At 48.7% G+C, this 25,868-nt stretch carries 20 protein-coding genes; 18 read left to right on the top strand and 2 right to left on the bottom strand.

Annotation, left to right across the window (positions count from 1 at the left end; translation table 11 throughout):
- Nucleotides 1–58 precede the first annotated feature (58 nt).
- Nucleotides 59–3,523 (top strand): methionine synthase, encoded by a 3,465-nt coding sequence (gene metH, locus AB4Z33_RS09910; protein ID WP_442049778.1) that lies wholly within the window; start codon nt 59–61, stop codon nt 3,521–3,523.
- A gap of 115 nt (nt 3,524–3,638) precedes the next feature.
- The gene (gene rnz, locus AB4Z33_RS09905) at nt 3,639–4,577 is read left to right on the top strand and encodes a ribonuclease Z (protein WP_442049777.1); all 939 of its coding nucleotides are present in this window, start codon (nt 3,639–3,641) and stop codon (nt 4,575–4,577) included.
- A gap of 89 nt (nt 4,578–4,666) precedes the next feature.
- On the opposite strand, the gene AB4Z33_RS09900 is transcribed toward rnz, so the two are convergent.
- Complete coding sequence (locus tag AB4Z33_RS09900) at nt 4,667–5,305, bottom strand: SdpI family protein (RefSeq protein ID WP_442049776.1); 639 nt, start codon at nt 5,303–5,305, stop codon at nt 4,667–4,669.
- Nucleotides 5,306–5,310: 5 nt separating this feature from the next.
- The gene (locus AB4Z33_RS09895) at nt 5,311–5,589 is read right to left on the bottom strand and encodes an autorepressor SdpR family transcription factor (protein ID WP_442049775.1); all 279 of its coding nucleotides are present in this window, start codon (nt 5,587–5,589) and stop codon (nt 5,311–5,313) included.
- A 200-nt stretch (nt 5,590–5,789) separates the two neighbouring features.
- On the opposite strand from AB4Z33_RS09895, the gene AB4Z33_RS09890 reads away from it, so the two are divergent.
- The 16 genes from AB4Z33_RS09890 to AB4Z33_RS09815 all read left to right on the top strand — a co-directional run bounded on the left by AB4Z33_RS09890 (nt 5,790) and on the right by AB4Z33_RS09815 (nt 25,846).
- Nucleotides 5,790–8,075: a DEAD/DEAH box helicase gene (locus tag AB4Z33_RS09890; RefSeq protein ID WP_442049774.1), complete on the top strand. Its 2,286-nt coding sequence runs from the start codon at nt 5,790–5,792 to the stop codon at nt 8,073–8,075.
- Nucleotides 8,072–9,418, top strand: a complete 1,347-nt coding sequence (locus AB4Z33_RS09885) for a ribonuclease H-like domain-containing protein (protein ID WP_442049773.1) — start codon at nt 8,072–8,074, stop codon at nt 9,416–9,418. Before AB4Z33_RS09890 ends, AB4Z33_RS09885 begins: the two co-directional genes overlap by 4 nt.
- A gap of 51 nt (nt 9,419–9,469) precedes the next feature.
- On the top strand, nt 9,470–10,282 hold the full coding sequence (locus tag AB4Z33_RS09880; RefSeq protein ID WP_442049772.1) for a TIGR01457 family HAD-type hydrolase: 813 nt from the start codon (nt 9,470–9,472) through the stop codon (nt 10,280–10,282).
- A 38-nt stretch (nt 10,283–10,320) separates the two neighbouring features.
- The gene (locus tag AB4Z33_RS09875; protein ID WP_442049771.1) at nt 10,321–11,136 is read left to right on the top strand and encodes an Fpg/Nei family DNA glycosylase; all 816 of its coding nucleotides are present in this window, start codon (nt 10,321–10,323) and stop codon (nt 11,134–11,136) included.
- A 42-nt stretch (nt 11,137–11,178) separates the two neighbouring features.
- Nucleotides 11,179–11,511 carry a cyclic-phosphate processing receiver domain-containing protein gene (locus AB4Z33_RS09870; protein ID WP_442049770.1) on the top strand — a complete coding sequence of 111 codons (333 nt, stop codon included), beginning with the start codon at nt 11,179–11,181 and terminating at the stop codon, nt 11,509–11,511.
- A gap of 126 nt (nt 11,512–11,637) precedes the next feature.
- Nucleotides 11,638–12,654, top strand: coding sequence for an SAM-dependent methyltransferase (locus AB4Z33_RS09865; protein WP_442049769.1), 1,017 nt, complete (start codon nt 11,638–11,640; stop codon nt 12,652–12,654).
- A gap of 78 nt (nt 12,655–12,732) precedes the next feature.
- Complete coding sequence (locus AB4Z33_RS09860; RefSeq protein ID WP_442049768.1) at nt 12,733–14,499, top strand: histidine kinase; 1,767 nt, start codon at nt 12,733–12,735, stop codon at nt 14,497–14,499.
- On the top strand, nt 14,492–16,048 hold the full coding sequence (locus AB4Z33_RS09855) for a response regulator transcription factor (protein WP_442049767.1): 1,557 nt from the start codon (nt 14,492–14,494) through the stop codon (nt 16,046–16,048). The genes AB4Z33_RS09860 and AB4Z33_RS09855 overlap by 8 nt, the downstream gene beginning before the upstream one ends.
- Nucleotides 16,049–16,163: 115 nt before the next feature.
- Nucleotides 16,164–17,507 carry an ABC transporter substrate-binding protein gene (locus AB4Z33_RS09850; protein WP_442049766.1) on the top strand — a complete coding sequence of 448 codons (1,344 nt, stop codon included), beginning with the start codon at nt 16,164–16,166 and terminating at the stop codon, nt 17,505–17,507.
- Nucleotides 17,508–17,622: 115 nt separating this feature from the next.
- Nucleotides 17,623–18,522: a carbohydrate ABC transporter permease gene (locus tag AB4Z33_RS09845; RefSeq protein WP_442049765.1), complete on the top strand. Its 900-nt coding sequence runs from the start codon at nt 17,623–17,625 to the stop codon at nt 18,520–18,522.
- 4 nt (nt 18,523–18,526) lie between these two features.
- A complete protein-coding gene (locus AB4Z33_RS09840; protein WP_442049764.1) occupies nt 18,527–19,363 on the top strand; it encodes a carbohydrate ABC transporter permease in 837 nt (278 codons plus the stop codon).
- A gap of 158 nt (nt 19,364–19,521) precedes the next feature.
- Nucleotides 19,522–21,141, top strand: coding sequence for a serine/threonine protein kinase (locus AB4Z33_RS09835; protein WP_442049763.1), 1,620 nt, complete (start codon nt 19,522–19,524; stop codon nt 21,139–21,141).
- An 88-nt stretch (nt 21,142–21,229) separates the two neighbouring features.
- The gene (locus AB4Z33_RS09830; protein WP_337101404.1) at nt 21,230–22,780 is read left to right on the top strand and encodes an ABC-F family ATP-binding cassette domain-containing protein; all 1,551 of its coding nucleotides are present in this window, start codon (nt 21,230–21,232) and stop codon (nt 22,778–22,780) included.
- Nucleotides 22,781–22,861: 81 nt separating this feature from the next.
- Nucleotides 22,862–23,560, top strand: a complete 699-nt coding sequence (locus AB4Z33_RS09825; protein ID WP_337101403.1) for a response regulator transcription factor — start codon at nt 22,862–22,864, stop codon at nt 23,558–23,560.
- Nucleotides 23,557–24,912 carry a sensor histidine kinase gene (locus AB4Z33_RS09820; RefSeq protein ID WP_442049762.1) on the top strand — a complete coding sequence of 452 codons (1,356 nt, stop codon included), beginning with the start codon at nt 23,557–23,559 and terminating at the stop codon, nt 24,910–24,912. Before AB4Z33_RS09825 ends, AB4Z33_RS09820 begins: the two co-directional genes overlap by 4 nt.
- 73 nt (nt 24,913–24,985) lie before the next feature.
- Nucleotides 24,986–25,846: a carbon-nitrogen hydrolase family protein gene (locus AB4Z33_RS09815; RefSeq protein WP_442049761.1), complete on the top strand. Its 861-nt coding sequence runs from the start codon at nt 24,986–24,988 to the stop codon at nt 25,844–25,846.
- The last annotated feature ends 22 nt before the right edge of the window (nt 25,847–25,868 follow it).

Here is a 25,868-nt window from a genome sequence, read left to right as displayed (position 1 = left end):
GACGGATGTCGATGGATTTGCTTTTCAGTCCTAAGCGATTCTGATAAACTAATTGTTAATGATTTTGGGAAGGGTGTACGAATTGTCTAAACCAACCATACAACAAATGCTGCAAGAGCGCATACTTATTTTGGATGGCGCTATGGGTACAATGATTCAACAAGCAGACCTGAATGAAAATGATTTTGGCGGTCCAGAGCTAGATGGCTGTAACGAAATGCTCGTTCTAACTCGTCCGGACGTGATTCAGTTGATTCACGAGCAATACCTCGAGGCTGGAGCTGACATTCTGGAGACGAATACGTTCGGCGCGACTAGCGTCGTGCTTGCCGATTACGATATACCGGAGAAAGCTAGAGAAATCAACCTCGCTGCGGCTAAGCTGGCACGCGATGCGGCAGACAAGTATAGTACGCCCGACAAGCCGCGTTATGTTGCAGGAGCGCTCGGACCAACGACGAAGACGCTTTCCGTTACGGGCGGCGTTACGTTCGATGAACTGGTAGAGAGCTATTACGAGCAAGCGGTAGCTCTTATCGAAGGACAGGTTGATGCTCTGCTTCTAGAGACATCACAGGATACGCTTAACGTTAAGGCTGGAAGCATCGGCATACGTAACGCGTTTGATACGCTTGGCGTTGAGCTGCCAATTATGATCTCGGGTACGATCGAACCAATGGGAACCACACTCGCGGGTCAAACGATTGAGTCGTTCTATATTTCCTTGGAGCACTTGAAGCCAATCTCGATTGGCTTAAACTGTGCGACAGGACCTGAATTTATGCGTGACCATCTCCGAACGCTGAGTGAAATCGCGAATGCTTCAATTAGCTGTTATCCGAACGCTGGATTACCGGATGAGAACGGCCATTATCATGAATCGCCGGAATCGCTTGCCAAGAAGATGTCGGCATTTGCAGAACAAGGCTGGCTTAATATTGCTGGCGGCTGCTGCGGCACGACGCCTGCGCATATTCGAGCTTTGACGGAGACAATGGCAAACTATACGCCGCGCACGAAGATGGGCGAGCACCCGGATGCGGTATCGGGTATCGACACCGTGTTTATCGAAGCGGATAACCGTCCGATTATGATCGGCGAGCGTACGAATATTTCCGGTTCCCGCAAGTTCAAACGGCTTCTTAAAGAAGAGAAGTTCGATGAAGCTTCCGAAATTGCAAGAGCGCAAGTAAAGGGCGGAGCGCATGTTATTGATATCAACTTGCAGGACACGGATATTGATGAGGCTTATGCCGTACATCAGTTTTTGCCGCAGGTCGTCAAGAAAATTAAAGCGCCGCTAATGCTCGATTCCACCTATGACCATATTATTGAGCTCGGCTTGAAATATTCGCAAGGCAAAGCCATTATCAACTCGATTAACTTAGAGGACGGCGAGTCCAAATTCGAGAAAATATTGCCGCTAATTCACCGATACGGCGCTGCTGTCGTCATGATTCTTATCGATGAAAGAGGACAAGCTGTTTCGCGTGAAGCGAAGCTCGAAGTGGCGGATCGTTCGTATGATTTGCTCGTTAATAAATACGGCATGAACCCTGCTGATATTATTTTTGACCCGAACATGTTCCCGGTTGGCTCTGGTGACCCGCAATATATCGGCTCTGCTGTTGAGACGCTCGAAGGCATTCGGCTGATCAAAGAAAAGTATCCTCGTACGAAAACGATCCTGGGACTAAGCAACATCTCATTCGGCTTGCCGGATGCAGGTCGTGAAGTACTTAATTCGGTTTACTTGTATCATGCGACGAAGGCAGGTCTTGACTATGCCATCGTGAATACGGAGAAGCTGGAGCGTTACGCTTCTATTCCTGATGAAGAGCGCCGCTTAGCCGAAGAGCTGATCTATAATACGAATGATGAGACGTTAGCTTCGTTCGTAGCTGCTTTCCGTGACAAGAAGGTCGAGAAGAAGGAGAAAATATCGAATCTTTCCCTCGAAGAGCGTCTTGGCTCATACGTAATTGAAGGGACGAAGGAAGGTTTAATTCCTGACCTAGAATTAGCACTGCAGAAATATTCGGCAATGGACGTTATCAATGGACCTCTCATGAGAGGGATGGAGGAAGTTGGCCGTCTCTTCAACAACAATGAGCTCATTGTGGCCGAGGTGCTCCAAAGCGCTGAAGTCATGAAGGCGTCCGTCAGTTTCCTAGAGCAATTCATGGAGAAAAACGAATCGTCCGTGAAAGGCAAGATCATTCTTGCAACGGTTAAGGGCGATGTTCATGATATCGGTAAAAACCTGGTTGAAATTATTTTATCGAATAACGGCTACAAAATTATAAATCTCGGCATTAAAGTACCGCCGGAACAGCTTATCGAAGCTTACCGCAATGAGAAGGTCGATGCTATCGGCTTATCCGGTCTGCTCGTAAAGTCGGCTCAGCAAATGGTCATTACAGCGCAAGATTTGCGCAATGCGGGCATCGATGCTCCGATTCTGGTCGGCGGCGCCGCGCTCACGCGTAAATTTACGAAAACAAGAATCGGTCCTGAGTATGACGGACTTGTTCTCTATGCGAAGGATGCAATGGACGGGCTCGATATTGCGAACAAGCTCATGGACCCTACGCATCGTACGCGTATGGAAGAGGAGATGGCTGCATATAAAGCTTCGGGCGGCGAAGTAGAAGAAGAGAAGAAAAAGATGCCTGAGCTTACGCGTGCGGTTCGTTCCAAAATATCGCCGGATGCTCCTGTATTTGCTCCGCCTGATCTTGAACGTCATGTATTGCGTGATGTGCCAATTCCGCATGTTATTCCGTACGTGAACATGCAGATGCTGCTCGGCCATCACCTTGGATTGAAAGGCAATGTCGACAATCTGCTTGCCGAAGGAAATGAGAAGGCTGTACAGCTGAAGGCTACTGTTGACGAGATTTTACGCCGAGGCAGCGCTGAAGGAATCATTCGCACGCATGGCATGTACCGCTTCTTCCCAGCGCAATCGTCGGGCAACGATATTATTATTTATAATCCCGAGGATCAGACGCAAGAGATTAAGCGTTTCACATTCCCGCGTCAGCAGGTTGAACCGTTCCTTTGCTTGTCTGATTACTTGAAGTCGGTTGAGAGCGGCGTAATGGATTATGTAGGCTTCCTCGTCGTTACGGCTGGCGAAGGCATACGAGATCTTGCGAATGAGTGGAAGGATAACGGCGACTACTTGCGTTCCCATGCGTTGCAATCCGTAGCGCTTGAAGTAGCGGAAGGAATGGCTGAACGCGTCCATCATATGATGCGTGACATTTGCGGCTATCCGGATCCTGCAGAGATGACGATGAAGCAGCGCCACGGCGCACGCTATCAAGGTATCCGGGTATCGTTCGGTTATCCGGCTTGTCCGAATTTGGAGGATCAAGAGCCATTATTTGATCTTATGAAGCCTGAGGACATCGGTGTACAGCTAACGGAAGGTTTCATGATGGAGCCTGAAGCATCGGTATCTGCAATGGTATTCGCGCATCCAGAGGCGCAATACTTCAATGTCGAGAAAGTATAAACGATAACTTTATAAGCAGCAATGAAGCCCTGCAACGGTTCGATAACCGATCTGTCGGGCTTCATTCATAGGCATTAACGAATATACATAAGCTATGCAGCGAGGTGAATTGGCAGTGCACATATGGTTTCTTGGGACTGGCGCAGGCCGTCCTAACAAGCATCGTAATGTTAGCTCGATAGCGCTGCAGTTGCCTGAGCCGTGCTGTGATTGGTGGCTGTTCGATGCAGGCGAGGCTACACAGCATCAATTAATGAAGACGCCGCTTAAATTAAGCAAGCTGACTACCATCTTCGTAACTCATCTTCATGGCGATCATATTTATGGATTGCCAGGCTTGATAAGCACACGCTCGTTTGATGGAGGAATCACTCCGCTTCGTTTGATTGGGCCTCGCGGGTTAAGACGTTACATCGAGACGGTGTTCGAGATTAGCGGAACGACACTCGACTACGATCTGCAATTTATAGAGCTGGATGAAGAGGACGGCCAGCTTGTCTATGAAGATGAACGATTCACTGTTGTGGCATCTACGTTGATTCATCGTGTTCCATGCTTTGGCTATCGCGTTGTCGAGCACGATCAGCCTGGGAAGCTGCTCGTTGATAAGCTTGTGCGGCTAGGCGTTGCAGCCGGTCCGCAATATGGATTGCTTAAGCAAGGGCATGATATTACGCTGCAAGATGGAACGACTATTTACGCGAAGGAAGTTACGGCGCCTGCTTTACCCGGTAGAATTGTAACTATACTTGGTGACACGACGCCATCTCCGAATGCTCTCGAGCTGGCAATGGGCGCTGATCTTCTCGTTCACGAGGCTACTTTCTCCGAAGGGCTCGAGGAAAAGGCTCATTTATTCGGCCATAGCACGACGATTGAGGCTGCAAGTACGGCTACCGAGGCAGGAGCTAGCATGCTGGTCATGACTCATTTCAGCGGCCGCTATCACAATGAAGATTTGTCGAAGCTGGAAGAAGAAGCTAAGCGGTTGTTTGATGGGGAAATTGTTGCAGCTACTGATCTTAAGTGCATAGAGATTAAGAGACGGGTATAGCCGCAGACCGCAGGTGATGGCATCCCGTGAGAAAAGACATATAGGCAGCTCGCCTGTATGTCTTTTGTATGTTGCGCATAGTTGGGAACTCACTGCTTAAGCGAACTTCGGGAATAATAGAAGCCGAGACTATATGTGACGACGACCATTGCTAAAATGATCGCTGCAATGGTATAGCTTTGTAACGGAGTCGGAATCATCATAGAAGCCAAAATGGTAAGGCCTGCTATGACGAATATTTTAGCCCCTGATTGATGCGTCTTGCGCCATACTTCCTCATTCGCGAGTGTGTGCGTAGTCTTAATGCCGACATAGCTGTTGTATTGGAATCTTGGCATATAGTTGCCTATGACCATTAAGAGAATGCCTAGAAACGGGAGAATGACATACGCGATGCTGAAACTATAGCCATATCCAATAGCTATGGTATAGCCATGAATCGTCAATAATCCGATCGTCATAATTAAACGAATGAGATTGAGGCTTGATTCAAATTGCGCATAATTACGCCTTCTCGGATCGATGTTTGGCAAGATGGATTGGAATGCGTTCACGAGCACCATAACGGCAGGCAGTAGAAATAGGGCAATTGCTTTATGGGCGTAATTGTCGATTTCATGTTTGGCATTCCAGTGGATCGGCATTTGATCTGGCATATCTCTATAGACGACGGCACTTGCAACGAGGGCGATGATAATAATTAACCACGTAAAGCGTTTGGTGTTCATCAGCATTACTTCCCTTCTGGTTTGGATGATTGAAACGAAACGATCCATTTCATTAACTCATGGAAAACGGTCGTATTCAGCGAATAATAAATATGTTGCCCCTGTCGTTCATCCCATACTAGTTCCGCTTGCTTCAGCAAGCTTAGATGATGCGAGATGCTGGGCTTCGTCATTTGGAAGTGGTCGGCAATCTCGCCTGCGGTCATATCGCGTTCGCGGAGCAGATCCAATATTTTGCGGCGAGTGGGGTCGGATAAAGCTTTGAATGCATGATTGATGGACATCGCTTTCCTCTTCTCTTTAAGAAAACAAATGATAGGTGTATATATTTAGATGATTATCTAAATGTTTAATCGAATGATAGCAGATGACACGGCTAAGATCAAGCGGATTCAAGTTCCATTTGTCAAAAAATAAAATTGCAGCACGAACATGTATTCTGTAAAATAATAAGCAACATGGGGTTAACGAGGAGTGAACGGTCATGAACCGTTGGACAGGCAGAGCATCAAGCCTTGAGGAATGGCTTCAGCATATACGACAAAACGACGAGATTATGGGCAATGTGACGCATTGGCGCACCATTGAACCGAAACAAGCACGAACAGTACCTCTCCCGGATCGTCTGCATCCTGCGCTCAAGGGTGCTTTGCAAGCGAGGGGAATAAATGAAATATATACGCATCAAGCGGGATCGTTCCAGGCTGTCAGCGAAGGCAGACATGTCGTCACGGTCACACCGACAGCGTCGGGCAAGACGCTGTGCTACAACTTGCCTGTCCTTCAATCATTACTGGGCAACGATGAGGGAAGGGCACTATATTTGTTCCCGACGAAAGCACTGGCTCAAGACCAGGTGACGGAGCTGCAGAAGCTGGCAGATCTGATGGAAGTTGATATTAAGACGCATACGTACGACGGCGATACCCCGCCGACGGTAAGAACCGCAATTCGTAATGCAGGGCATATTGTAGTAACGAACCCCGATATGCTTCATTCAGCGATTCTGCCGCACCATACGAAATGGGTGAAGCTGTTCGAGAATTTGAAGTTCATTGTCATTGACGAGGTACATGCTTATCGCGGCGTATTCGGCAGCCATGTAGCTAACGTCATTCGCAGATTGAAGCGCATCAGCAAATTTTACGGGTCTAATCCGCAATTCATTTGCGCCTCAGCGACGATCGACAATCCGCGTGATCACGCGGAAAGGCTGATCGGAGAAAGCGTTGCGTTAATCGATAATAACGGCGCTCCGATGGGCGAGAAACATTTTGTTTTTTATAATCCGCCAGTCGTCAACAAGCAATTGGGCATCCGTCGAAGCAGTGTGCTAGAGACACAGAAGCTGGCCGGCATGTTATTGAAGCAAGGCGTTCAGACGATCGTCTTCGCGCGCAGCCGTGTCAGGGTAGAGCTGCTGCTCACGTACTTGCAGGATATCATTAAAGACAAGCTGGAAGCGAAGACCATACGGGGCTATCGGGGCGGTTATTTGCCGAAGCTGCGGCGCGAGATCGAGCATGGATTGCGAACAGGAGAAATTCGGGGTGTTGTCAGCACGAATGCGCTGGAGCTTGGTATCGACATCGGTCAGCTTCAAGCATGCGTGCTGAACGGTTATCCGGGTACGGTCGCAAGCACATGGCAGCAATCTGGACGCGCAGGAAGAAGACAAGAGAGCTCGGTTACATTCATGGTCGCAAGCAGCAATCCGCTCGATCAATACATGATTCAGAATCCGGACTTCTTCTTCAACCGGCCGCCTGAACGAGCGCTCATTCATCCTGATAATTTACTTATATTGATCGATCATGTGAAATGCGCGGCATATGAGCTTCCTTTCGAGGCGGGGGAGAGGTTTGGCTCCGAGTCGCTTGAGGATATGATGGAATTTCTCGTAGAGGAGAAGGTGCTGCATAAGGCCGGCGGACGCTGGTACTGGATGGAGCAGTCGTTTCCCGCTCATAACATTTCGCTTCGTTCGGCGGCGCAAGAGAATTTTGTCATTATCGATATATCGAACGGCAGCCGCGTGTTAGGCGAGGTTGATCGGTTCAGCGCTCCTACGCTTATTCATGAGGAAGCGATTTATATTCATGAAGGTGTACAATATCAAGTCGAGAAGCTGGATTATCCGGAGAAAAAAGCTTATGTTCGCGAGGTTAACGTCGACTACTATACCGATGCAAACTTAGCTGTGGAGCTTAAGGTGCTCCATGTCGATAAGGAACGTGAAGTAGGCGAGCTCGTCCGGCAGTACGGCGAGGTGACCGTCAATGCGAAAGCTACGATTTTCAAGAAGATTAAGCTTCGCACGCATGAGAACATCGGCTCAGGCCCGATTCATCTGCCGGAGGAGGAGCTTCATACGAGCGGCTATTGGTTCTCGTTCAGCGAGGAGGCGGCGGCTCGCAAAAGCAAGAACGAAATGCAATATGCGCTGCTCGGCATCGCGAACGTGCTCGTGCATATCGCGCCGCTTTACTTAATGTGCGATCCGTTCGATATTCGCGTCGTGCCGCAGGTGAAAGCCGTCCATACGCAGCGGCCAACGATATACTTTTACGACCGGTACCCTGGCGGGATTGGCCTCAGCGAGCGATTGTACGAGGTGCATGACGCGCTGATCGAGCAGGCGAAGTCAGTGATTCAATCGTGTTCCTGCTTGAGCGGCTGTCCGGCATGTGTAGGACCGATTGAAGAGGTAGGGCTGCTCGGCAAACAGCAGGCGCTTGATCTTCTTAATGAAGCCGGAGGTACGCCATGAGCGGCCTTCGGGATCGGATGAACCGGCTGCGCGGCAATAGCGCAAGCGAGGATACGAAGATGTTCGAGGAGATCGTTAACGAGCGAGTCGAGAATGAAGCTGTATCAGAAGCAGAAGCTATGGTTGAAGCTGAAGAGCATATAGATGAGGCAGAAGAAGTACTGTCGCCTAAGTGGAAGAAGCTTGGCGTACAGCTGCAGTCGAATGAGACGGGACAATTTCTGCTGCGCAAGATCGTATATCCGCTTGATTATCAGCACGGAACACATACGTTATCGGAGCTTGGACTCGTTGCCGGCAAGCTGAAGGCCTTTCATCCCGGCGATGACAAGACTGCGGAAGCGAATCAAATTATGTTTCTTGACCTGGAGACGACGGGTCTTGGCGTCGGAACAGGCAATGTTCCGTTCATGGTGGGACTTGCGTATCAAGGAGAAGACTCGATCATTGTAGAGCAAGCGGTTATCAGGCATCCTGCTGAGGAACGGGCCATGCTTGCTTATTTAGCAGAGAAGCTGAACGATTATACGTTTTTGGCTACCTATAACGGCAAAACCTTCGATTGGCCCGTCATGCAAAATCGATTTATTTTGAACGGATTTCATCGGGGGATGTGGCAGCCGTTGCATCTCGATTTTTTGCATCCGGCTAGGTCGATATGGAGAAATACGCTTGCGTCTTGCAAGCTAAGCCATGTCGAAGAGGAACGGCTAGGCATTACTCGTCTAGATGATGTGCCGGGTTCTCTTGCTCCGCAGCTTTATTTCGAGTTTCTTGCAACGGGAGATCCCGATACGCTGGAAGGCGTATTCCGCCATAATGAGATCGATATGCTGTCGCTTGTGAGCTTAGCGATTCGATTCGGCCATTTGCTTGACGATATGGAGGCTGCGACGTTCCTGCGTCCCGATCAGCCGGAGGAAATGGTACGCACAGGATTATGGCTCGAGAGAATGGGGAGCTATAAGCTGCCAGACATCTTGTTCGAGCAGGTTGTCCGCTCCGAAATCGCAGCGCCATCGGCGCTTCTTATGCTAGCCGCGCGTGATAAGAAGGCTGGAAATTGGGGGCGCGCTGTGTTATTGTGGCAGAAGGTCATTATTCATTCATCGCTTGCATACGGCATTTACTCAATTGAAGCTTGCACGGAACTGGCCATGTATTATGAGCATAAGCAGAAAGACTTTCAAACAGCGTTGCAATATGCGCGGGAAGCGCTCGAGCATATGGGAAGCCAGCCGCTGCAGCGAAGGGATAAGAAGAAGTCTGCGGAGCTGGAAGCGCTTCGCAAACGGATATCAAGGCTGACGGGTAAGGCTGAACGCTATGGTTATCTCAAATAGCCGTTGCATAACATGCAATTTTTTTCTTAGGACTTAAGGAGGTATACCGCAATGACAACCAAACAGCGAACGATGAGCGGTCTACTAATTGATCTGGACGGTACAATCTATCACGGTTCGAAGCGGATTGAACATGCTGACAAGCTCATATCCGAATTGAGAGACAGCGGCCTTGCTTACAAGTATGTGACGAACAATTCGTCCGCGACGCCAGAGGAAGTAGCCGATAGGCTGCGATCGATGGGTATATTGGCAGAAGCGGATGATGTATGCACCTCCGCTCAAGCTGCTGCATCGTATATTGCTGAGCAGTCGCCCGGCGCCTCCGTATTTGTCATTGGAGAGAAAGGGCTTCGCGAGGCTGTCAGCGAGGCTGGACTCACGATAACCGAGGACAAACCGGATTATGTGCTGCAAGGGATTGATCGGGCATTCAATTATACTCGATTGGCAATGGCTGTACGTTATATTTTGGAAGGCGCGACATCTATTATGACGAATCCCGATTTGCTGCTGCCTACTGAGAACGGGTTGCAGCCGGGAGCAGGCTCGATTGGCGCCATGCTCGCCGCCGCTGGGGGCAAGCAACCTGTCATAATAGGAAAGCCATCGCCTATTTTAATGAACTATTCGTTGAACCGATTAGGGCAATCGGCAGAGGAAACATGGGTAATCGGCGATAATATCGCTACCGATATTGCAGCCGGCCATGCTTCGGACTGCGGTACGATCCTCGTCCTGACAGGCTTAACCAATCGTGATAATTACGACTATTATGCAGAGAAAGCCGGCTGCAAGCCGGACGTCATTTGCGAACAATTAGATGAGCTTCGCTCGTATATTTCTACACATAGAGGGATATAAGAGAAACAAACGAAGGCACAGGAAGGAAGATAGCTTTCATGTTGGAACTGCCGGAATTAGACCATGTTCGAGGAGCGCTGACGAATCGATTCGCAGGCGCACCAATTACCGGTATCGAGGTAACTAACAGCAAAACCTTTCAAGTAAACGTTGACGAATGGCGCAAGGATATCGTCGGAGCTGTCGTTTGGTTTATTGAACGCAGAGGAAAGCACTTGCTGTTTCACTTGGATAACGGCAAACGACTGATTCTTCATTTGACTCAGGCGGCATACTTGTATATCGGATCGGCAGAGGATGCGCCGGATAAGACGGCACAGGTTCAAATCAAGTTCGGCGAACGCTTTGTGTATGCGGTTGGCTTGCGCTCCGAGTCCATTAAGTTGTTGTCTGTTCGAGAAGTAGAAGAGATGTTCAGCGAGCTTGGCGCGGATCCGCTGGATAAGAAGCTGACGCTGAATCGTTTTATCGATAGGTTCGCCAAGAAAAGAAGTTCGATTCGGCAAGCTTTGCTCGATACGAGCATATTGAATGCGATTGGATCCGCATATGCGGATGAAATCTTATTCCGAGCGGGTTTACTGCCCGATGCCAAAATTCCGTTACTGGAGAAGGAAACTTGGGAACGACTCTACGAAGCGATGCATAATGTGCTACAGGAAGCGATTTCATACGGAGGCGCGGGCGACTATCCGTTTGCAGCGGACGACCAGTTAACGGGCGGCTATATAAGTAAGTTTAAGGTGTACAATCGGGAGGGCGAGCCGTGTCCGACTTGCGGCGCCGCAATTCTCAAGCTGGAACAGTCAGGTCGCAAAGCCTATTATTGCGGCACCTGCCAGAAGGATAAGTAGGAAGCTGCTTCTGAATCAAATGTTTGAATGGGGGATTCATTCATGATTCATGTCTATTTGGACGATTATCGCGGATGTCCGAAGGGGTTCGTGCTTGCCAAGGATGCCGAAGAATGCAAGCTTCTGCTTGATCAGGAACCGATCGGCATCTTGTCGCTCGATTATGACTTAGGCTGGGCGCAGCCTACGGGCTATGAGGTTGTGAGACATATCGTAGCAACCGGACGTTATCCCGAGCACATTTATTTGCATACGTCGAGCGTGTCAGGTCGCTTGCAAATGTATCATGAGCTGTATCAAAACGCACCTGAAACGACTAAGCTCCATAATGGTCCCATGCCAGATTCCCTTCTACAGCAAATGGCAACGAGTTAGGCACGGCTAATGGAGATCATTTGTAGTTCGACTCACATCGAAGTCTGCGACATTAACTGGATTTCCTCCTGTTAATACGCAGACATTTGGTCGTTTATCCTAAACCTAAGAATAGAGGCACAAACATTGACTGAATGGATCGGAACGGCGAATCAGAGTTATTCGCCATACGCAATAGAGGAGCTGCGCCGCATTATTGATGGCGTAACCTTCTCACAGCTAGCGGCTGGGGAAGTGTTCCTCATGAATAGCCCGCTTGAACGGGAAGAAACGTTGCAAGCTGTCCATCAGCGCGAACCGATCTTTTTGCGACATATACAGGCTGTGGACAGAACGGTAGAAATAACAGGCGATGCCGAAGATATGGAGCAGCTCTCGACAGTGGTGCGCAGCGCCTCGCAGCAGTTCGCTGGTAAGCGCACCGCCGTTCATATTCGGAGAGCGCACGGAACGGCTTTCATCCATTCGGCATCCGAGACAAAAGCGGTAATCGATGCAGTCTTAGCGGAAGTTGGAGCGGAGCCGGTCGTTCAGCAACCTGAAACGATCATTGCAATCTATGCGGCAGCATCAACGCTGTATATCGGTTTCGGTTCACCGCAGGACATGCTCTCTGACTGGCCTGGCGGCGCGGTTCGGTTCCAGCGGGAGGAAGGACAAGTGTCTCGCGCGAAGTTCAAGCTGCTGGAAGCAGAGCGGGCATTCGGCTTGCATTATGAGCAATTCCGCAGAGCGCTAGACGTTGGCGCAGCGCCTGGCGGTTGGACGTCGCTGCTGCTGGAGAGAGGTCTTCGCGTTACGGCTGTCGATCCGGCTGAGCTGCATCCATCGATTGTTGATCATCCGGCACTCACCTATTTGAAGCGGAACGCTTCGGAAATTAAGCTGAAGCCGGGATCATTCGATCTATTCGTATGCGATATGAGCTGGAGTCCGATGCTCATGTCGCGGCTCGTGCTTGATCTAGAAGCAGCGCTTGCGGAAGAAGCAACGGCGATCATTACGATCAAGCTTATGCATCGCAAGCCTATGCAGACAATCCGCGAAGTCATCGTTAAGTTGGAATCGGTGTTCGAGCTTAAGAAGGCGAAGCAATTGTTCCATAACCGCGAAGAGATTACATTGTATTTGCAGAAAAAGTAGTGCAGTTATGAAGTGTGGACAAGCGTAAGGCCCTTCCCGCAAGGGCCTTATACTCGTAATGGATGGAGGCTTGAAACGATGCCTAATTTGAAAGCGCTTTATACGAATTTGCGAATCAAGCATAAGCTGTTCGTGCTTATTTCGGTCATCATGGGTGTCGTTGCAGTTATCGGAGTCGTTGTTCAGCAATACGCTTTTGAATTTTACGACGAAGAAGTTTATCAGCAGTCTTCCAAGGCGCTAAGTCTTTCTTCGCTAAGCATCGAGAACGAGCTCAAGAAGATGGAGAAGCTGAGCTTCATGATCATGACGGATCCTACGCTTCAAAATTATCTGAGATCGATCAAATCCGGCGGTTCCGATTACGATAATTACGTCGTCCGCACGAAAATCATCGAGCGGATGGTCAACATCGGCGCACTCGATAAATATGTGCTCTCATCTCAGCTATACGATGTTTTCGACAATGAATATGCCGTTGGGACAAGCTCGATCACCATGTTCAAGAATCGGCTTGACCTGATTAAAGCCGAGACCAATCCGAACCAGGGCGGCAATACATGGATCGCTCCGGATTCCGACGATCATGCTTTGGTTGCAGCCCGAGAGATACGATCCTTCGAGCAGCTTAAGCTCGACAATCTCGGCACGCTAGCCATTCGCATTGATATGAGGGCGTTGTTTAATGATTTTGCCAAAGGAATGCGGATGAACAGCTCAGATGCGCAGCTTATTATTATGCAGGACAATAATCTGATTTATCCGGATCAGGGAGCGACCGACTTACCGATTACTCGACTGCCGGGTATGGGTCAAAACAGCGGCTATGAGACGATGAAGATGAACGGCAAACAATATTTCATCACTTATATCGCGAGTACGTACACCGATTGGACCTACTACACGCTAATACCGTTTGATGATATATTCGAGCGCATTGTGAAGGTCAAGCAGACGATTATCGTTATTTTTGCCGTTCTGTTCTTATGTATTATTTTGTTTTCGATCCGTTTTGCCAATGGGATTACGAAGCCGATCGAGCGCTTGAACGCGAAGATGAAGAAGGTGCAGCTCGGCAACTTCGAATATGCGGATGAGCCCAATGAGCAAGCTCTCGCGATGGACGAAGCCGGTCAGATGCACCGCAACTTCCGGATTATGGTCGAGCGGATTAATGAGCTGATTCATGAAAATTATGTGAAGCAGTTAACGATTCGAGACACCGAGTTCAAGGCGTTGCAAGCGCAAATTAATCCGCATTTTCTGTACAATACGCTGGAATCGATCAATTGGTCGGCTAAGCTGAGCAACCAGACGCATATTTCTCAAATGGTCGAAGCGCTCGGCTCGCTGCTACGGACCTCAATCAATCTGAAGGAACCGCTCATTCCAATCAGCAAGGAACTGGAGATTGTAAGCCATTACGTCACGATTCAGAAATTCCGCTTCGAGGAGCGGTTGGATTTTGACATCGACATACCGGAGCGATTGTTGCATTGCACCTTGCCGAAGCTGTCGCTGCAGCCGATCGTCGAGAATGCAGTCAATTACGGTTTGGAGCAGATGATTGATACCTGCAGCATCCGTATTCGCGCTTATGAAGAAGATGACAACCTATATATTTCCGTTACGGACAACGGCCCCGGCATGGAAGAGCAGTTAGTGTCCAAGCTGTTCAGCGGCGAAGTGAAAACGAAGGGATCCGGTCTTGGACTGAAAAATATCGAGGACCGTATCAAGCTCTTATACGGCGACGCTTACGGCATCCATGTGGAGAGCAAAGTAAACGGAGGCACGACTGTTACGCTCAGGCTTCCGTATGAAATGAGGGAATCCGATGTATAAAGTACTGCTCGTCGATGACGAGCGCATTATCGTTGAAGGCATCTCCCGCACCATTGATTGGAACGCTCACCATATGGAGTTGGCAGGGACGGCGCGCAACGGTCTTGAAGCGCTTGCTTTCATTAAGGACAATCAGCCAGACATTATCATCTCGGATATTAAGATGCCTGGCATGGATGGACTCCAGCTTGTTGAGAAGGTGTATGAATTATATCCGCATATCGCATTTATACTGCTGTCAGGCTTCAGTGAGTTCGATTATGCTCGTACGGCTATGCAGTTCGGCGTCAAACATTATCTGCTCAAGCCTTGTAATGAAAATACGATCATTCAAGCGTTAACGGAAGTGATTGAACAGCTTAACGAACAGCATTCGCAAGCAGACTTCATGGCTAACATTCAGAAAGAGCTTAAGAAGGTTCTTCCGCATGCGAAGGAACAGTTCCTTAAGGAGCTCGTCACGAATAAGACGTACGGTCAGCGCGATTGGGATGATTACGGCGAGCTTTTCCGTATTGAGATCGAGAACGACAGCGTTCAACTGTTGCTCTTCCAGATCGAAGGCAAATTCGAGTTCGAGCACCTGTTTGCGATCAAGAACATTGCAAGCGATTACTTAAGCCAAGAAACCGTTCTGCTCAGTACAACAATCGGCAAGCATGTTCTGCTTCTAACGAAAATCACTTCCGAGAGTGAGGAGCTGTTCGATCGGCTGAAACAGATTAAACAAACGTTCGCTTCTTATTACAAGCTTGACGCTACGATTGCAGTCAGCACTCCCGGACGTATTACGGAAGCTCGCAGCATGTATCGCGAGACGCTGGAATGCTTGAACTACCAGTTTTACTTGGGGGAAGGCAGCATTATTACGCGTAATGACATTGCTGATGCGGCAGGCAAGCCGCAGGCAACCTTCATATATGATGACGAGCATTTATGCATGCACATTAAATCCGGGGATTGGGAGATAGCTAAGCAGGAGCTTACTCACTACTTTGCCATGTTGGCGGAGCATCGTATGGACATGCAATTAACCAAATCGTATGTCATTCCTTTGTACGTATCGATCACAAGGCAAGGGCAGGCGGACCAGATCAATGAATTTTTACAAAAAATCGCAAGCTTCGACAGCTTAAGCACGCTTAGAACGATTGAACATTTCGTGACAGAGAACGCTGAACTCATTTGCATGAACAATTATAGCCTGCATACGAAGAAACATTCCTCCATTATTCATAAAATGGTACAGGTCATTGAAGAGCATATATCGAATCCGGATTTGTCGCTGAACTGGGTATCGAGCGAGATTTTATATATGAATGCTGATTATCTCGGCAAGCTGTTCAAGAAGGAGACGGGGGAGAAGTTCTCCAATTACGTCGTTAGATTGCGTATGGAGCTGGCGATTAAGGAAATCGAAACGACCGGAGACGTGAAAGTGTTCGAGCTCGCGGAGAAGTTCGGCTTCGGCGACAATCCGCAATATTTCAGCCAAGTGTTTAAGAAGCATACCGGCTTTACGCCATCGGAATATAAGAGGTCGCCGTGATGGCGACCTCTGTTTTTTTAACAAAGAAAGCGGTTTTTTAAATTCCGACATTTCGACATTCGACCTATAATAACGTTGTAGACAACATTAAGAGTTTGGAAGGGGCGTATCAAAAATGAAAGCTCGCAAAAAACTGCTTCTACTGCTCATGGCCTTCGCACTTATACTTGTAAGCGCATGCGGCGGGAACAACACGAGCAACAACAGTACGAACAAGCCTGGTGCTACGAACACGGCAAGCAACGGCGAAGAGGCGAATGGATCGGAAGAAGCTAAACCGGTTACGATTCGTATCGCTTGGTGGGGCGGACAGCCTCGTCACGATTACACAATGAAAGTAATTGAAATGTACAAATCGAAAAATCCTCACGTAACCATTGAAATGGAATACGCGAACTACGATGACTACTGGAAGAAGCTAGCACCTCAAGCGGCTGCGAACGAGCTACCAGACATTATCCAAATCGACACGCAAAACTATTCCCAATACGCGGGAAGAAATCAACTGGCTGATCTGACTCCATACATCGGCAACCAAATCGATGTTACCGACATCTCGCAAAACGCGATTGACGGCGGCAAGCTGGGGGACAAGCTGTACGGTATGAACCTTGGCGTTAACGCACTCGGCTTCAACTACGACCCGGCGCTGCTTAAGAAAGCGGGCATCGAATCGATCCCTGAGAACTGGACTTGGGACGACTACGTAAGCATGGCTGCTAAAGCGAAGGATGCTGGATTGTTCTTCGACAACGGTATGCGTCCTGAAGTATTCTTCGGCTACTACCTCCGTACGCTTGGCAAAACGTTGTTCAACGCTGAAGGCACAGGCCTTGGCTACGAAGACGACCAACTGTTCGTTGACTTCTTCGGTATGTTGTCCAAGCTCGTAATCGACGGCGCAGTTCCTTCGCCAGACGTACTTGCTCAGATCAAAGGCGCAGAAGACAGCCACCTCGTTCTGAACCAAGGAATCGGCGTATGGCAATGGTCCAACCAATATGTGGGCTTGCAGCAAGTAGCTAACCGTCCACTGGCGCTCGCGCCAATGGTAGGCCCCGATATGGCAAAAGGTTTGTTCATGAAACCGTCGATGTTCTTCTCCGTCTCGGAGAACTCGAAAGTGAAGGAAGAAGCAGCGAAGTTCATCAACTTCTTCGTTAACGACATCGAAGCGAACAAATTGATCCTTGGCGATCGCGGTGTTCCCGTATCGTCGAAAGTGAAAGAAGCGTTAAAAGAAGTATCCACTGAAGCTCAAATCCAAGTTTACGACTATGTAGCATGGGCGGAGTCGAACAGCTCCCCAATGGACCCAGCAGATCCGATCGGTTCCGCTGAAGTGTTCAAATCGCTGACTAGCCTTGCTGAGCAAATGAACTACAACAAGATCAAGCCTGAAGAAGCAGCTAAGAAATTCAGAGACGAAGCTACCTCTATTCTTAAGAAAAACAAGTAACATTGCCTGAGTAGAAGCGATGGCTGGTCGACATGATCGGCCGTCGCTTCTCTACTTCTCGGAGCATGGTTCTACACGGTCAGGTACGTAAGTCTTCGTATAGGAGTTGGATACTATGAAATCGCTGTCACTTAAAAATAACCTTATCGGGTATACCTTTATCGGACCGTTCGTATTCGGATTTTTGATATTCACTTTAGTGCCCGCTATTGCTTCGTTATATTTCTCAGTTACGGATTACGATCTGTTATCGACGCCATCCTTCATCGGTATGGAAAATTACACAGAAATGTTTACCAATGATTCGAAGTTTTTTGCATCGCTTAAAGTTACGTTTCTTTATGTATTCATCGGCGTGCCGCTTCGGCTGGCATTCGCCTTATTCATTGCAATGATACTGAACACAGCCTCGAAAGCAATCGGGTTATATCGGACGGTTTATTATTTGCCTTCCATCATCGGCGGCAGCGTAGCCGTGTCGATCATGTGGCGCAATCTATTCGGCGACGAAGGCGTAATCAACCATTTCCTGAATTTCCTCGGTTTAGATAGCGTCAGATGGTTTGCAGAACCTGTAGCAGCACTTTGGATGCTTATTACGTTGTCGGTATGGCAATTCGGTTCTTCCATGCTTATTTTCTTGGCAGGCCTGAAAAATATCCCGGGGGAGCTGTACGAAGCTTCCAATGTTGACGGTGCGGGACCTGTTATTCGTTTCTTCAAAATCACGTTGCCAATGCTGAGCCCGATTATTCTGTTCAACACGATTATGCAGACGATCGGCGCGTTCATGACATTCGTGCCAGCTTACATTATTTCCAAGGGCGAAGGCGGTCCGCTTGACGGTACACTGCTTTACTCGCTGTACTTATTCCGCCAAGCTTTCGTTTACTTCGATATGGGTTATGCGTCCGCTATGGCATGGATTATGCTTATCATTATCGCAATCCTAACTGGTTTACTGTTCTGGACGTCTAAGCGCTGGGTTCATTACGAGTCGAAAGGTGGCCATTAAAAATATGACAATCAAAAAAATGAAATGGCCGATCTATCACCTGTTTGTAGCGGCGTTAGCGATTGGTATGGTGTATCCGGTTCTTTGGCTGCTCATGAGCTCCTTCAAGGAAAGCAATCTGATCTTCGCAACGGCAGATTCGCTTATTCCGCAGCCATGGATATGGGATAATTACAAAATCGGTTGGATCGGAATTGCCGGACAATCCTTCGGAACTTTTATCATGAACTCGCTTAAGATTGTCGTCATTTCCACGATTGGCGCCGTTTTATCATCGGCATTCATTGCCTTCGGCTTTGCTCGGTTGAACTTTGTCGGCAAGTCGTTCTGGTTCGGCATTATGATGGTTACGCTGATGCTGCCGCATGACGTCGTGCTTGTGCCGCAATACATTTTATTCGCTAAGATTGATTGGCTTAACTCGATCAAACCGATCGTCGTTCCGCAATACTTCGGCATTCCGTTCTTTATTTTCCTGCTTATTCAGTTCATTCGGACGATTCCGACTGAGCTTGATGAGGCGGCAACGATCGACGGCTGCGGCAAGTTCCGTTTGTTCTTCCGCATCATTCTGCCGCTAGTCGTGCCTGCGCTAGCTACAGCTGCGATCTTCTCGTTCTACTGGCGCTGGGAGGATCTGCTTGGTCCGGTACTTTACTTGAATCGTCCTAGCTTGTATCCGGTATCCATGGGTCTGAAAATGTTCCTCGACAGCGACACCGTCTCCAACTGGGGCGCGATGTTCGCCATGTCAATCGTAAGCTTGCTGCCTGTACTTGCGATCTTCTTCGCTTTCCAAAAGTATATCGTTGAAGGAATTAGCACTAGCGGACTTAAATAACGATTAGTTGGAGAATACTCATCGCTTGATGAACGGTAACCTTCTATGCTAAATTAGGTGTAATTATATTGAATTGAAATTGGGAAAGCATCCCGATCCTCCTGTATGTGAACAGGATCGATCGGGATGCTTTTTTATTTATCAAAGGGGGATTATGGATGTCGGAGCAAACAGAAGCGCAGTATCGTACGTGGCAGCGAGGTCAAGTCATCGGCGATCGTTATGAGATTGATCGGTTGATTGGTCAAGGTGGCATGGGAGTCGTCTATTCCGTGTTGGATAGGAAGCTGAACGGCGTTAGAAGGGCGCTTAAAGTGGTCAAGGGAGCTGGAATTCGTGACGGGATGTATACAGAAGAAGCTGCAACTCTGATGAAGCTGGGTCATCAACATCTGCCTGTCATCTTCGATTGCTTCCGACTTGAAGATGAAGGAGAAGAAGCATTCGTCATGGACTTTATTGAAGGACAGACGTTATCGGAGATGTTTGAAGAATCGTTGTCCGTTTTCCCGTTCGAAGAAGTCATTCGAATTGGGCTTCAGCTATGCACCGCAATTGCTTACCTTCATAATCAACCGCGACCGATTATACACCGTGATCTGAAGCCATCGAATATTATGATCGATTACTGCGGTAATGCAAAGGTTATCGACTTCGGTATATCGCGTACGTTCAAAGCGGGTCAGCAGCAGGATACGATACAGCTCGGAACAATCCAATTTGCCGCGCCGGAACAGCTTGCGATGAAGCAAAGCGATGTGCGCACGGATATTTACGGACTCGGAATGCTGCTTTATTATATGGCTAGCGGCGGCCGGATATATGCGCCGCAGCATCACCTTTCTATCCGCAAGGGTCTGTCAGGCAAATGCCCTGCTCCATTTGTTAATATGCTTGAGCGAATGCTGCAGAGTGATCCGTCAATTCGATATTCATCGATGACCGAGGTTGAATATGAGTTAAAATCGTTTACTGTTCCTAGCGGTGTGCGCTTAGCTGTGGATGCTCACGCGCTGCCGCTTGGCGGAATGCGGCAGCGGATGCTTGTAAGCGTTATTTCTTTGCATGCCGGAGCCGGAGCGACCTTCCTAACACCTCTGCTGGCGGAGCTGCTGCATGAAAAGCAAAGGAAGGGCGTTACCGCGATCGAGTATGTTCGACTTGTGCCAGAGTGGCGTCAAACTTTGCATGAAGGCATTGAGTGGCGTATAGCCGAAACCTTGACCAGCCATAATCAGCAGCAATATTTGCATGGCAAGGAAGAAAGTAGCGGGATACAATGGTATGCCGTAAATCATGAGTTCGCAGATGCACAAGGACAGGCAGATGCGGGAGAGTCGTTGGAAGATGTGCTGAGGCAAAGCAACGAGTCGGTTGCGCTGATCGACTTCTCCAGCAAATGGGAGCAGGCGGATAGCAATTATTGGCTAGCGAAATCCCGATATGTCATTGTAATAGCAGATCCGTTCGTTGCGAAGTGGCAAGCGGGATCCATGCGGCGACTGGAACTTCTCCATGAGGAGCTGGAGCATAAGGGGCATGAGCTCATATGGATTGGCAATAAGGATACGAAGTTTAATGGCCGCAAAGACTGGCTTAGGCTGTTTCCGAAATATCCGGCAGCGATGATTCCTTTAATGCCGAATGACGCATTGCTGAATTTCATGTGGAGCGGCAAGCGAATGACCGCTCATTCGGCTATTGGCAAGCAGCTTAGAAGGTCGCTGAAGCCTATTGTAGAGTTGCTTGCCAATGAAAATAACGCAATATCGCGATAATTGTGGTACACTAGTACGGATTATTTGAAGCAAGGGCTAGTGCGTTTGCCGATAAGATCGAACAAGCATGAATGGAGTTAATACACAAATGAGCTTATTAACGGTAGAGCAATTATCCCATACTTTCGGCGATCGTACGTTGTTCAAGAACGTTTCGTTCAGACTGCTGGCGGGCGAGCATGTAGGACTTGTCGGCGCTAACGGAACGGGCAAGTCAACGATGATGAATATATTGACCGGCAAGCTTCTGAAGGACGAAGGCAAGGTAGAGTGGACGCCTCGCGTTCGCTATGGCTACTTGGATCAGCATACGCTGCTTACCCCAGGCAAAACGATTCGTGACGTCTTGAAGGATGCCTTCCTTCCCATGCTCGTCTTGGAGCAGGAGATGAACCAAATTGCCGAGCAAATGGCGGATGCCGACGAAGACACACTTGAGCAGCTGCTTAATCGAATGGGCGAAATTCAAGAGGAGCTTGAGCTCGGCGACTTCTATCTGATCGACGTTAAAGTCGAGGAGATGGCGAACGGTCTTGGGCTTGGCGCGATCGGGCTTGATCGTGACGTCGCTGCGCTAAGCGGCGGCCAAAGGACGAAGGTGCTGCTGGCGAAGCTGCTGCTTGAGAAGCCTACGGTACTATTGCTCGACGAGCCTACGAACTATTTGGACGATGAGCATATTAGCTGGCTGACGAACTATTTGAGAAACTATCCTTACGCCTTTATTCTTATTTCTCATGAAACAAGCTTCATGAACAATGTGACCAATGTCATTTATCATTTGGAATTTGCGAAGCTGACGCGTTATACGGCCAACTACGATAAGTTTCTCGAGATGGCTGATCTGAACAAGGCGCAGCATATCGATGCTTACGAGAAGCAGCAGGAATATATTAAGAAGCAAGAGGATTTTATTCAGCGCAATAAGGCAAGAGCGTCCACTTCGGGCCGGGCTAAGAGCCGCGAGAAGCAGCTTGACCGTATTGAACGAATCGATAAACCTGAGGAAGCCGGCAAGCCGACTTTCAACTTCAAGGAAGCAAGAACAAGCGGCAAAGTCGTCTTCGAGGCGACAAATATGGTCATCGGCTATACGCGGCCGCTTCTGCCGAGCATGGATATGCTCATTGAACGCGGCGACAAGATTGCGATCGTCGGTTGTAACGGCGTCGGTAAATCAACGCTTCTGAAGACGATTCTCGGCGTGATCGAGCCGCTCGAAGGCACGCTGTATCGCGGCGACTACTTGAGCCCTGCCTACTTCGAGCAGGAATCGAAGGCGCCTACGATGACGCCTCTCGATGATGTGTGGAATGAGTTTTCGTTCATGAATCAGCATGAAGTACGCGCTGCGCTTGCAAGATGCGGACTTAAGAACGAGCATATTACGCGCGCGCTGAATCAACTTAGCGGCGGCGAGCAGGCGAAGGTTCGTTTATGCAAGCTGTTGATGCATGAGAGCAACTGGATTTTGTTCGATGAACCGACGAACCATTTGGACATCGTAGCTAAGGCTGAGCTTAAGCGTGCCCTTAAGGCTTATAAGGGAACGGTTGTACTCGTATCCCATGAACCTGAATTTTACGAGGATTGGGTAACGAAAACTTGGGATGTCGAAGCTTGGTCTATGGAGCGCTAAGGCCGCTTGCTTTTGTGAAACGGCTTCATTATGATAATTTCAAGGCTCATTAACGAACACTGGAAGCAGGTGAACTACATTATGAAAGAGCGTATTCTTGTCGTTGAAGACGAAGCGGGAATTGCCCGTATTTTGCAGCTAGAACTGGAACATGAGGGTTATACGGTTGGAACGGCTGCCGATGGACGAACTGGCTATGAAATGGCGTCATCGGGCGAATGGGAGCTTGTTCTGCTTGATGTCATGCTGCCCGAAATGAGCGGCATCGAAGTGCTGAGGCTCGTAAGACAAGCCGGCAATCCGGTACCGATTATATTGCTTACCGCTCGTGATACTGTGCCGGACAAAGTAAGCGGCTTCGAGCACGGTGCTAACGATTATATAACGAAACCTTTTGCAATGGAGGAGCTGCTGGCTCGCGTGCGCAATATTTTGCGTATATTCCAGCAGTATCCGAAGGAAGCGGAAGGCTCCGATATGATTAAAGTCGGCGATCTTACGATTGAGCTGCGGACTCGCAAAGTGTTCCGTAAAGATATTGTAATCGAGCTTACACCTCGCGAGTTCGAGCTGCTCGTTTATTTGGTGGAGAACAAAAACGAAGAGAAATCACGCGAAGATATTTTATCCGAAGTATGGGGCTACGACTTTATCGGCGAAACGAATCTCGTTGACGTCTATATCCGTTACTTGCGGCAAAAGCTGGACAAGGGGTATCGTCACAAGCTGATTCATACGGTACGGGGCGTCGGTTATATGATTAAGGAGCCCGATGCATGACGCTGCGCAAACGATTTACGCTGTTTACTATTTTTTGGTTAATCTTTATTCTTATTCTGTTTAATATATTTGTCTATTTCTATGTCATTAAGATTACGACCGAGAGCGAAGAAGAAGTGATCGCCAACAAGGTCAATCTCATGCTGGAAAACCCCCGAATACAGAGCGGCAGAGGACTTAATTCGGCTGACCTGCTTAATGAGTATTATAATGTGAACGAAATGATCCGCATTATTTTGCCGAACAACCGCGTCGTTAATATTACCGGTTCCGATCAGGTTCTTCTTGAGCTTCCGGCAAGCTTCGAAATGTACACGCATACCGGCATGATCTCTAAGGGCGGCGAGCGCATCCTCTTTATGCGCGTACCGCTCTATGATGGCAATCGGGTTATTGCGATGCTTGAGGTTAATCGAATATTGGATGAACTGGACAACTATTTGCAAGTACTCGTTGCTGCGCTTAGCGTAACGAGCGGCGGTGCGATTCTGTTCGCGATCTTCGGCACGTATTGGTTCACGTCGAGATTGACGGCTCCGATTCAGCAGATGGTTAATACGATGCGGGAAATCGACCGAAGCGGTAAGCTAAGGAAGATTGAGCTGAGCAATCGGGAGGAATCAGCCGAGCTTCTGCATCTTGTAAGAGCATTTAATCAAATGATTGAACGGCTGGATCGAACGTTTGCCAGACAGAAACAATTCGTTGCCGATGCTTCTCATGAACTGAAGACGCCGCTTACTGTCATTAGCAGCTACGCGGGTATGCTCAAGCGCTGGGGCCGTGATGACGAGAATGTTCGCAACGAGGCGATAGAGGCGATCGATAAGGAGGCCAATCGTCTCCAAACGTTAACGAAGTCGATGCTGATGCTTGCCGAGGCTGAGCAAGAGGATTGGCTGAAGCAGGAGAATTTCGACGTCGTTCAAATGGTAGACGAACTTGCGACGATGCTGCAAACGACATTCCAAAGGCCGATTCGCGTTAAGGCACTGTCTAAGGTCGTTCGTATGGTCGGAGATAAGGATAAGATTAGACAATTGCTCGTTATTTTACTTGATAATGCGATCAAATATTCGAAGGATCCGATCGATGTATCGGTGACCCTCGTCAAGCATATTGTGAAGATCGAAGTGAAGGATAAAGGCATCGGCATTCCGGAAAATGAGATACCGCATCTGTTCGAGCGTTTCTACCGTGTAGACGGAGCAAGGAGCCGTACGACGGGCGGCGTTGGACTGGGGTTGTCCATCGCTAAGCGGATCGTCGACTTGCATGAAGGCAAGGTAGACGTATTCAGCTTGCCTGATCTCGGTACGACGATTACGATTCAATTCAAACAGCGTAGATAGTTTGCAGCAGATTTACATTAGTAAGTTTATACGAAGGGATTCGCAAATTACTTGAGGGGGAGGCGGGAGTCGCTTGAAATTTCGAACAGCAGCTGTTCAGTATCAACTTGAGGATATTAATAGCTTCGAGCAATTCTCGGAGCAAGTAACCCATTATGTGCGCAATGCATCGGAATACGGAGCGGAGTTCATCTTATTTCCCGAATTTATGACTACGCAGCTGTTATCCATTCCAGGCGCGGACGGGAAGCCGCAATCTATCGAGCAACTGCCAGCCTATACTGATATGTATGTCGAATTGTTTCGGTCACTTGCATCGGAATACGATGTCTATATCATTGGCGGAACGCATGTTGTGGAAGTAGGCGGCGGCAAGCTGCGCAATGCGGCGCATCTGTTCCATCCGGACGGCAAAATCGATGTCCAGCACAAAATCCATTTAACGCCTACGGAGGTCAGTGAATGGAGTATGTCTCCGGGAGAGGGACTTGAAGTATTCGAGACAAAGTTTGGCACGATTGCGATGCTTACTTGTTATGATATCGAGTTTCCCGAAATTGTACGGATGGCTCGTGCCAAAGGCGCGGATGTTATTTTCTGCCCGTCCTGTACGGACGATCGACACGGCTTCTATCGCGTGCGCTACTGCTGCCACGCGAGAGCAGTTGAGAATCAAATCTATATCGTAGCGGCCGGTACTGTCGGTTCTCTGCGCAAAGTCGACTTTATGCGTGCCAATTATGGTCAGGCAGCGGTCATTACGCCTAACGATATCCAATTCCCGCCAGCAGGTATTCTATCCGAAGGAGTTATCAACGCGGATATGCTCATCGTTGCCGATCTTGACCTATCGCTTCTCGAGGATGTTAGAACGGCTGGCTCTGTTACGACTTGGCGGGATCGCCGCACCGATTTGTATCCCGACTGGAAGTAATCGTTATCGGTAAATGGGGGCA

It is taken from the genome of Paenibacillus sp. 2TAB19 (assembly GCF_052115185.1).
GTDB lineage: Bacteria > Bacillota > Bacilli > Paenibacillales > Paenibacillaceae > Pristimantibacillus.
This window is presented reverse-complemented; position numbering and strand designations above follow the sequence as displayed.

What these genes read in the sequence shown, in the direction of transcription:
- metH (WP_442049778.1), top strand. Translation starts at nt 59, where the DNA reads ATGATTTTGGGAAGGGTGTACGAATTGTCTAAACCAACCATACAACAA.
- AB4Z33_RS09900 (WP_442049776.1), bottom strand. Translation starts at nt 5,305, where the DNA reads ATGAACACCAAACGCTTTACGTGGTTAATTATTATCATCGCCCTCGTT.
- AB4Z33_RS09895 (WP_442049775.1), bottom strand. Translation starts at nt 5,589, where the DNA reads ATGTCCATCAATCATGCATTCAAAGCTTTATCCGACCCCACTCGCCGC.
- AB4Z33_RS09890 (WP_442049774.1), top strand. Translation starts at nt 5,790, where the DNA reads ATGAACCGTTGGACAGGCAGAGCATCAAGCCTTGAGGAATGGCTTCAG.
- AB4Z33_RS09885 (WP_442049773.1), top strand. Translation starts at nt 8,072, where the DNA reads ATGAGCGGCCTTCGGGATCGGATGAACCGGCTGCGCGGCAATAGCGCA.
- AB4Z33_RS09880 (WP_442049772.1), top strand. Translation starts at nt 9,470, where the DNA reads ATGACAACCAAACAGCGAACGATGAGCGGTCTACTAATTGATCTGGAC.
- AB4Z33_RS09875 (WP_442049771.1), top strand. Translation starts at nt 10,321, where the DNA reads ATGTTGGAACTGCCGGAATTAGACCATGTTCGAGGAGCGCTGACGAAT.
- AB4Z33_RS09870 (WP_442049770.1), top strand. Translation starts at nt 11,179, where the DNA reads ATGATTCATGTCTATTTGGACGATTATCGCGGATGTCCGAAGGGGTTC.
- AB4Z33_RS09860 (WP_442049768.1), top strand. Translation starts at nt 12,733, where the DNA reads ATGCCTAATTTGAAAGCGCTTTATACGAATTTGCGAATCAAGCATAAG.
- AB4Z33_RS09855 (WP_442049767.1), top strand. Translation starts at nt 14,492, where the DNA reads ATGTATAAAGTACTGCTCGTCGATGACGAGCGCATTATCGTTGAAGGC.
- AB4Z33_RS09850 (WP_442049766.1), top strand. Translation starts at nt 16,164, where the DNA reads ATGAAAGCTCGCAAAAAACTGCTTCTACTGCTCATGGCCTTCGCACTT.
- AB4Z33_RS09845 (WP_442049765.1), top strand. Translation starts at nt 17,623, where the DNA reads ATGAAATCGCTGTCACTTAAAAATAACCTTATCGGGTATACCTTTATC.
- AB4Z33_RS09840 (WP_442049764.1), top strand. Translation starts at nt 18,527, where the DNA reads ATGACAATCAAAAAAATGAAATGGCCGATCTATCACCTGTTTGTAGCG.
- AB4Z33_RS09835 (WP_442049763.1), top strand. Translation starts at nt 19,522, where the DNA reads ATGTCGGAGCAAACAGAAGCGCAGTATCGTACGTGGCAGCGAGGTCAA.
- AB4Z33_RS09830 (WP_337101404.1), top strand. Translation starts at nt 21,230, where the DNA reads ATGAGCTTATTAACGGTAGAGCAATTATCCCATACTTTCGGCGATCGT.
- AB4Z33_RS09825 (WP_337101403.1), top strand. Translation starts at nt 22,862, where the DNA reads ATGAAAGAGCGTATTCTTGTCGTTGAAGACGAAGCGGGAATTGCCCGT.
- AB4Z33_RS09820 (WP_442049762.1), top strand. Translation starts at nt 23,557, where the DNA reads ATGACGCTGCGCAAACGATTTACGCTGTTTACTATTTTTTGGTTAATC.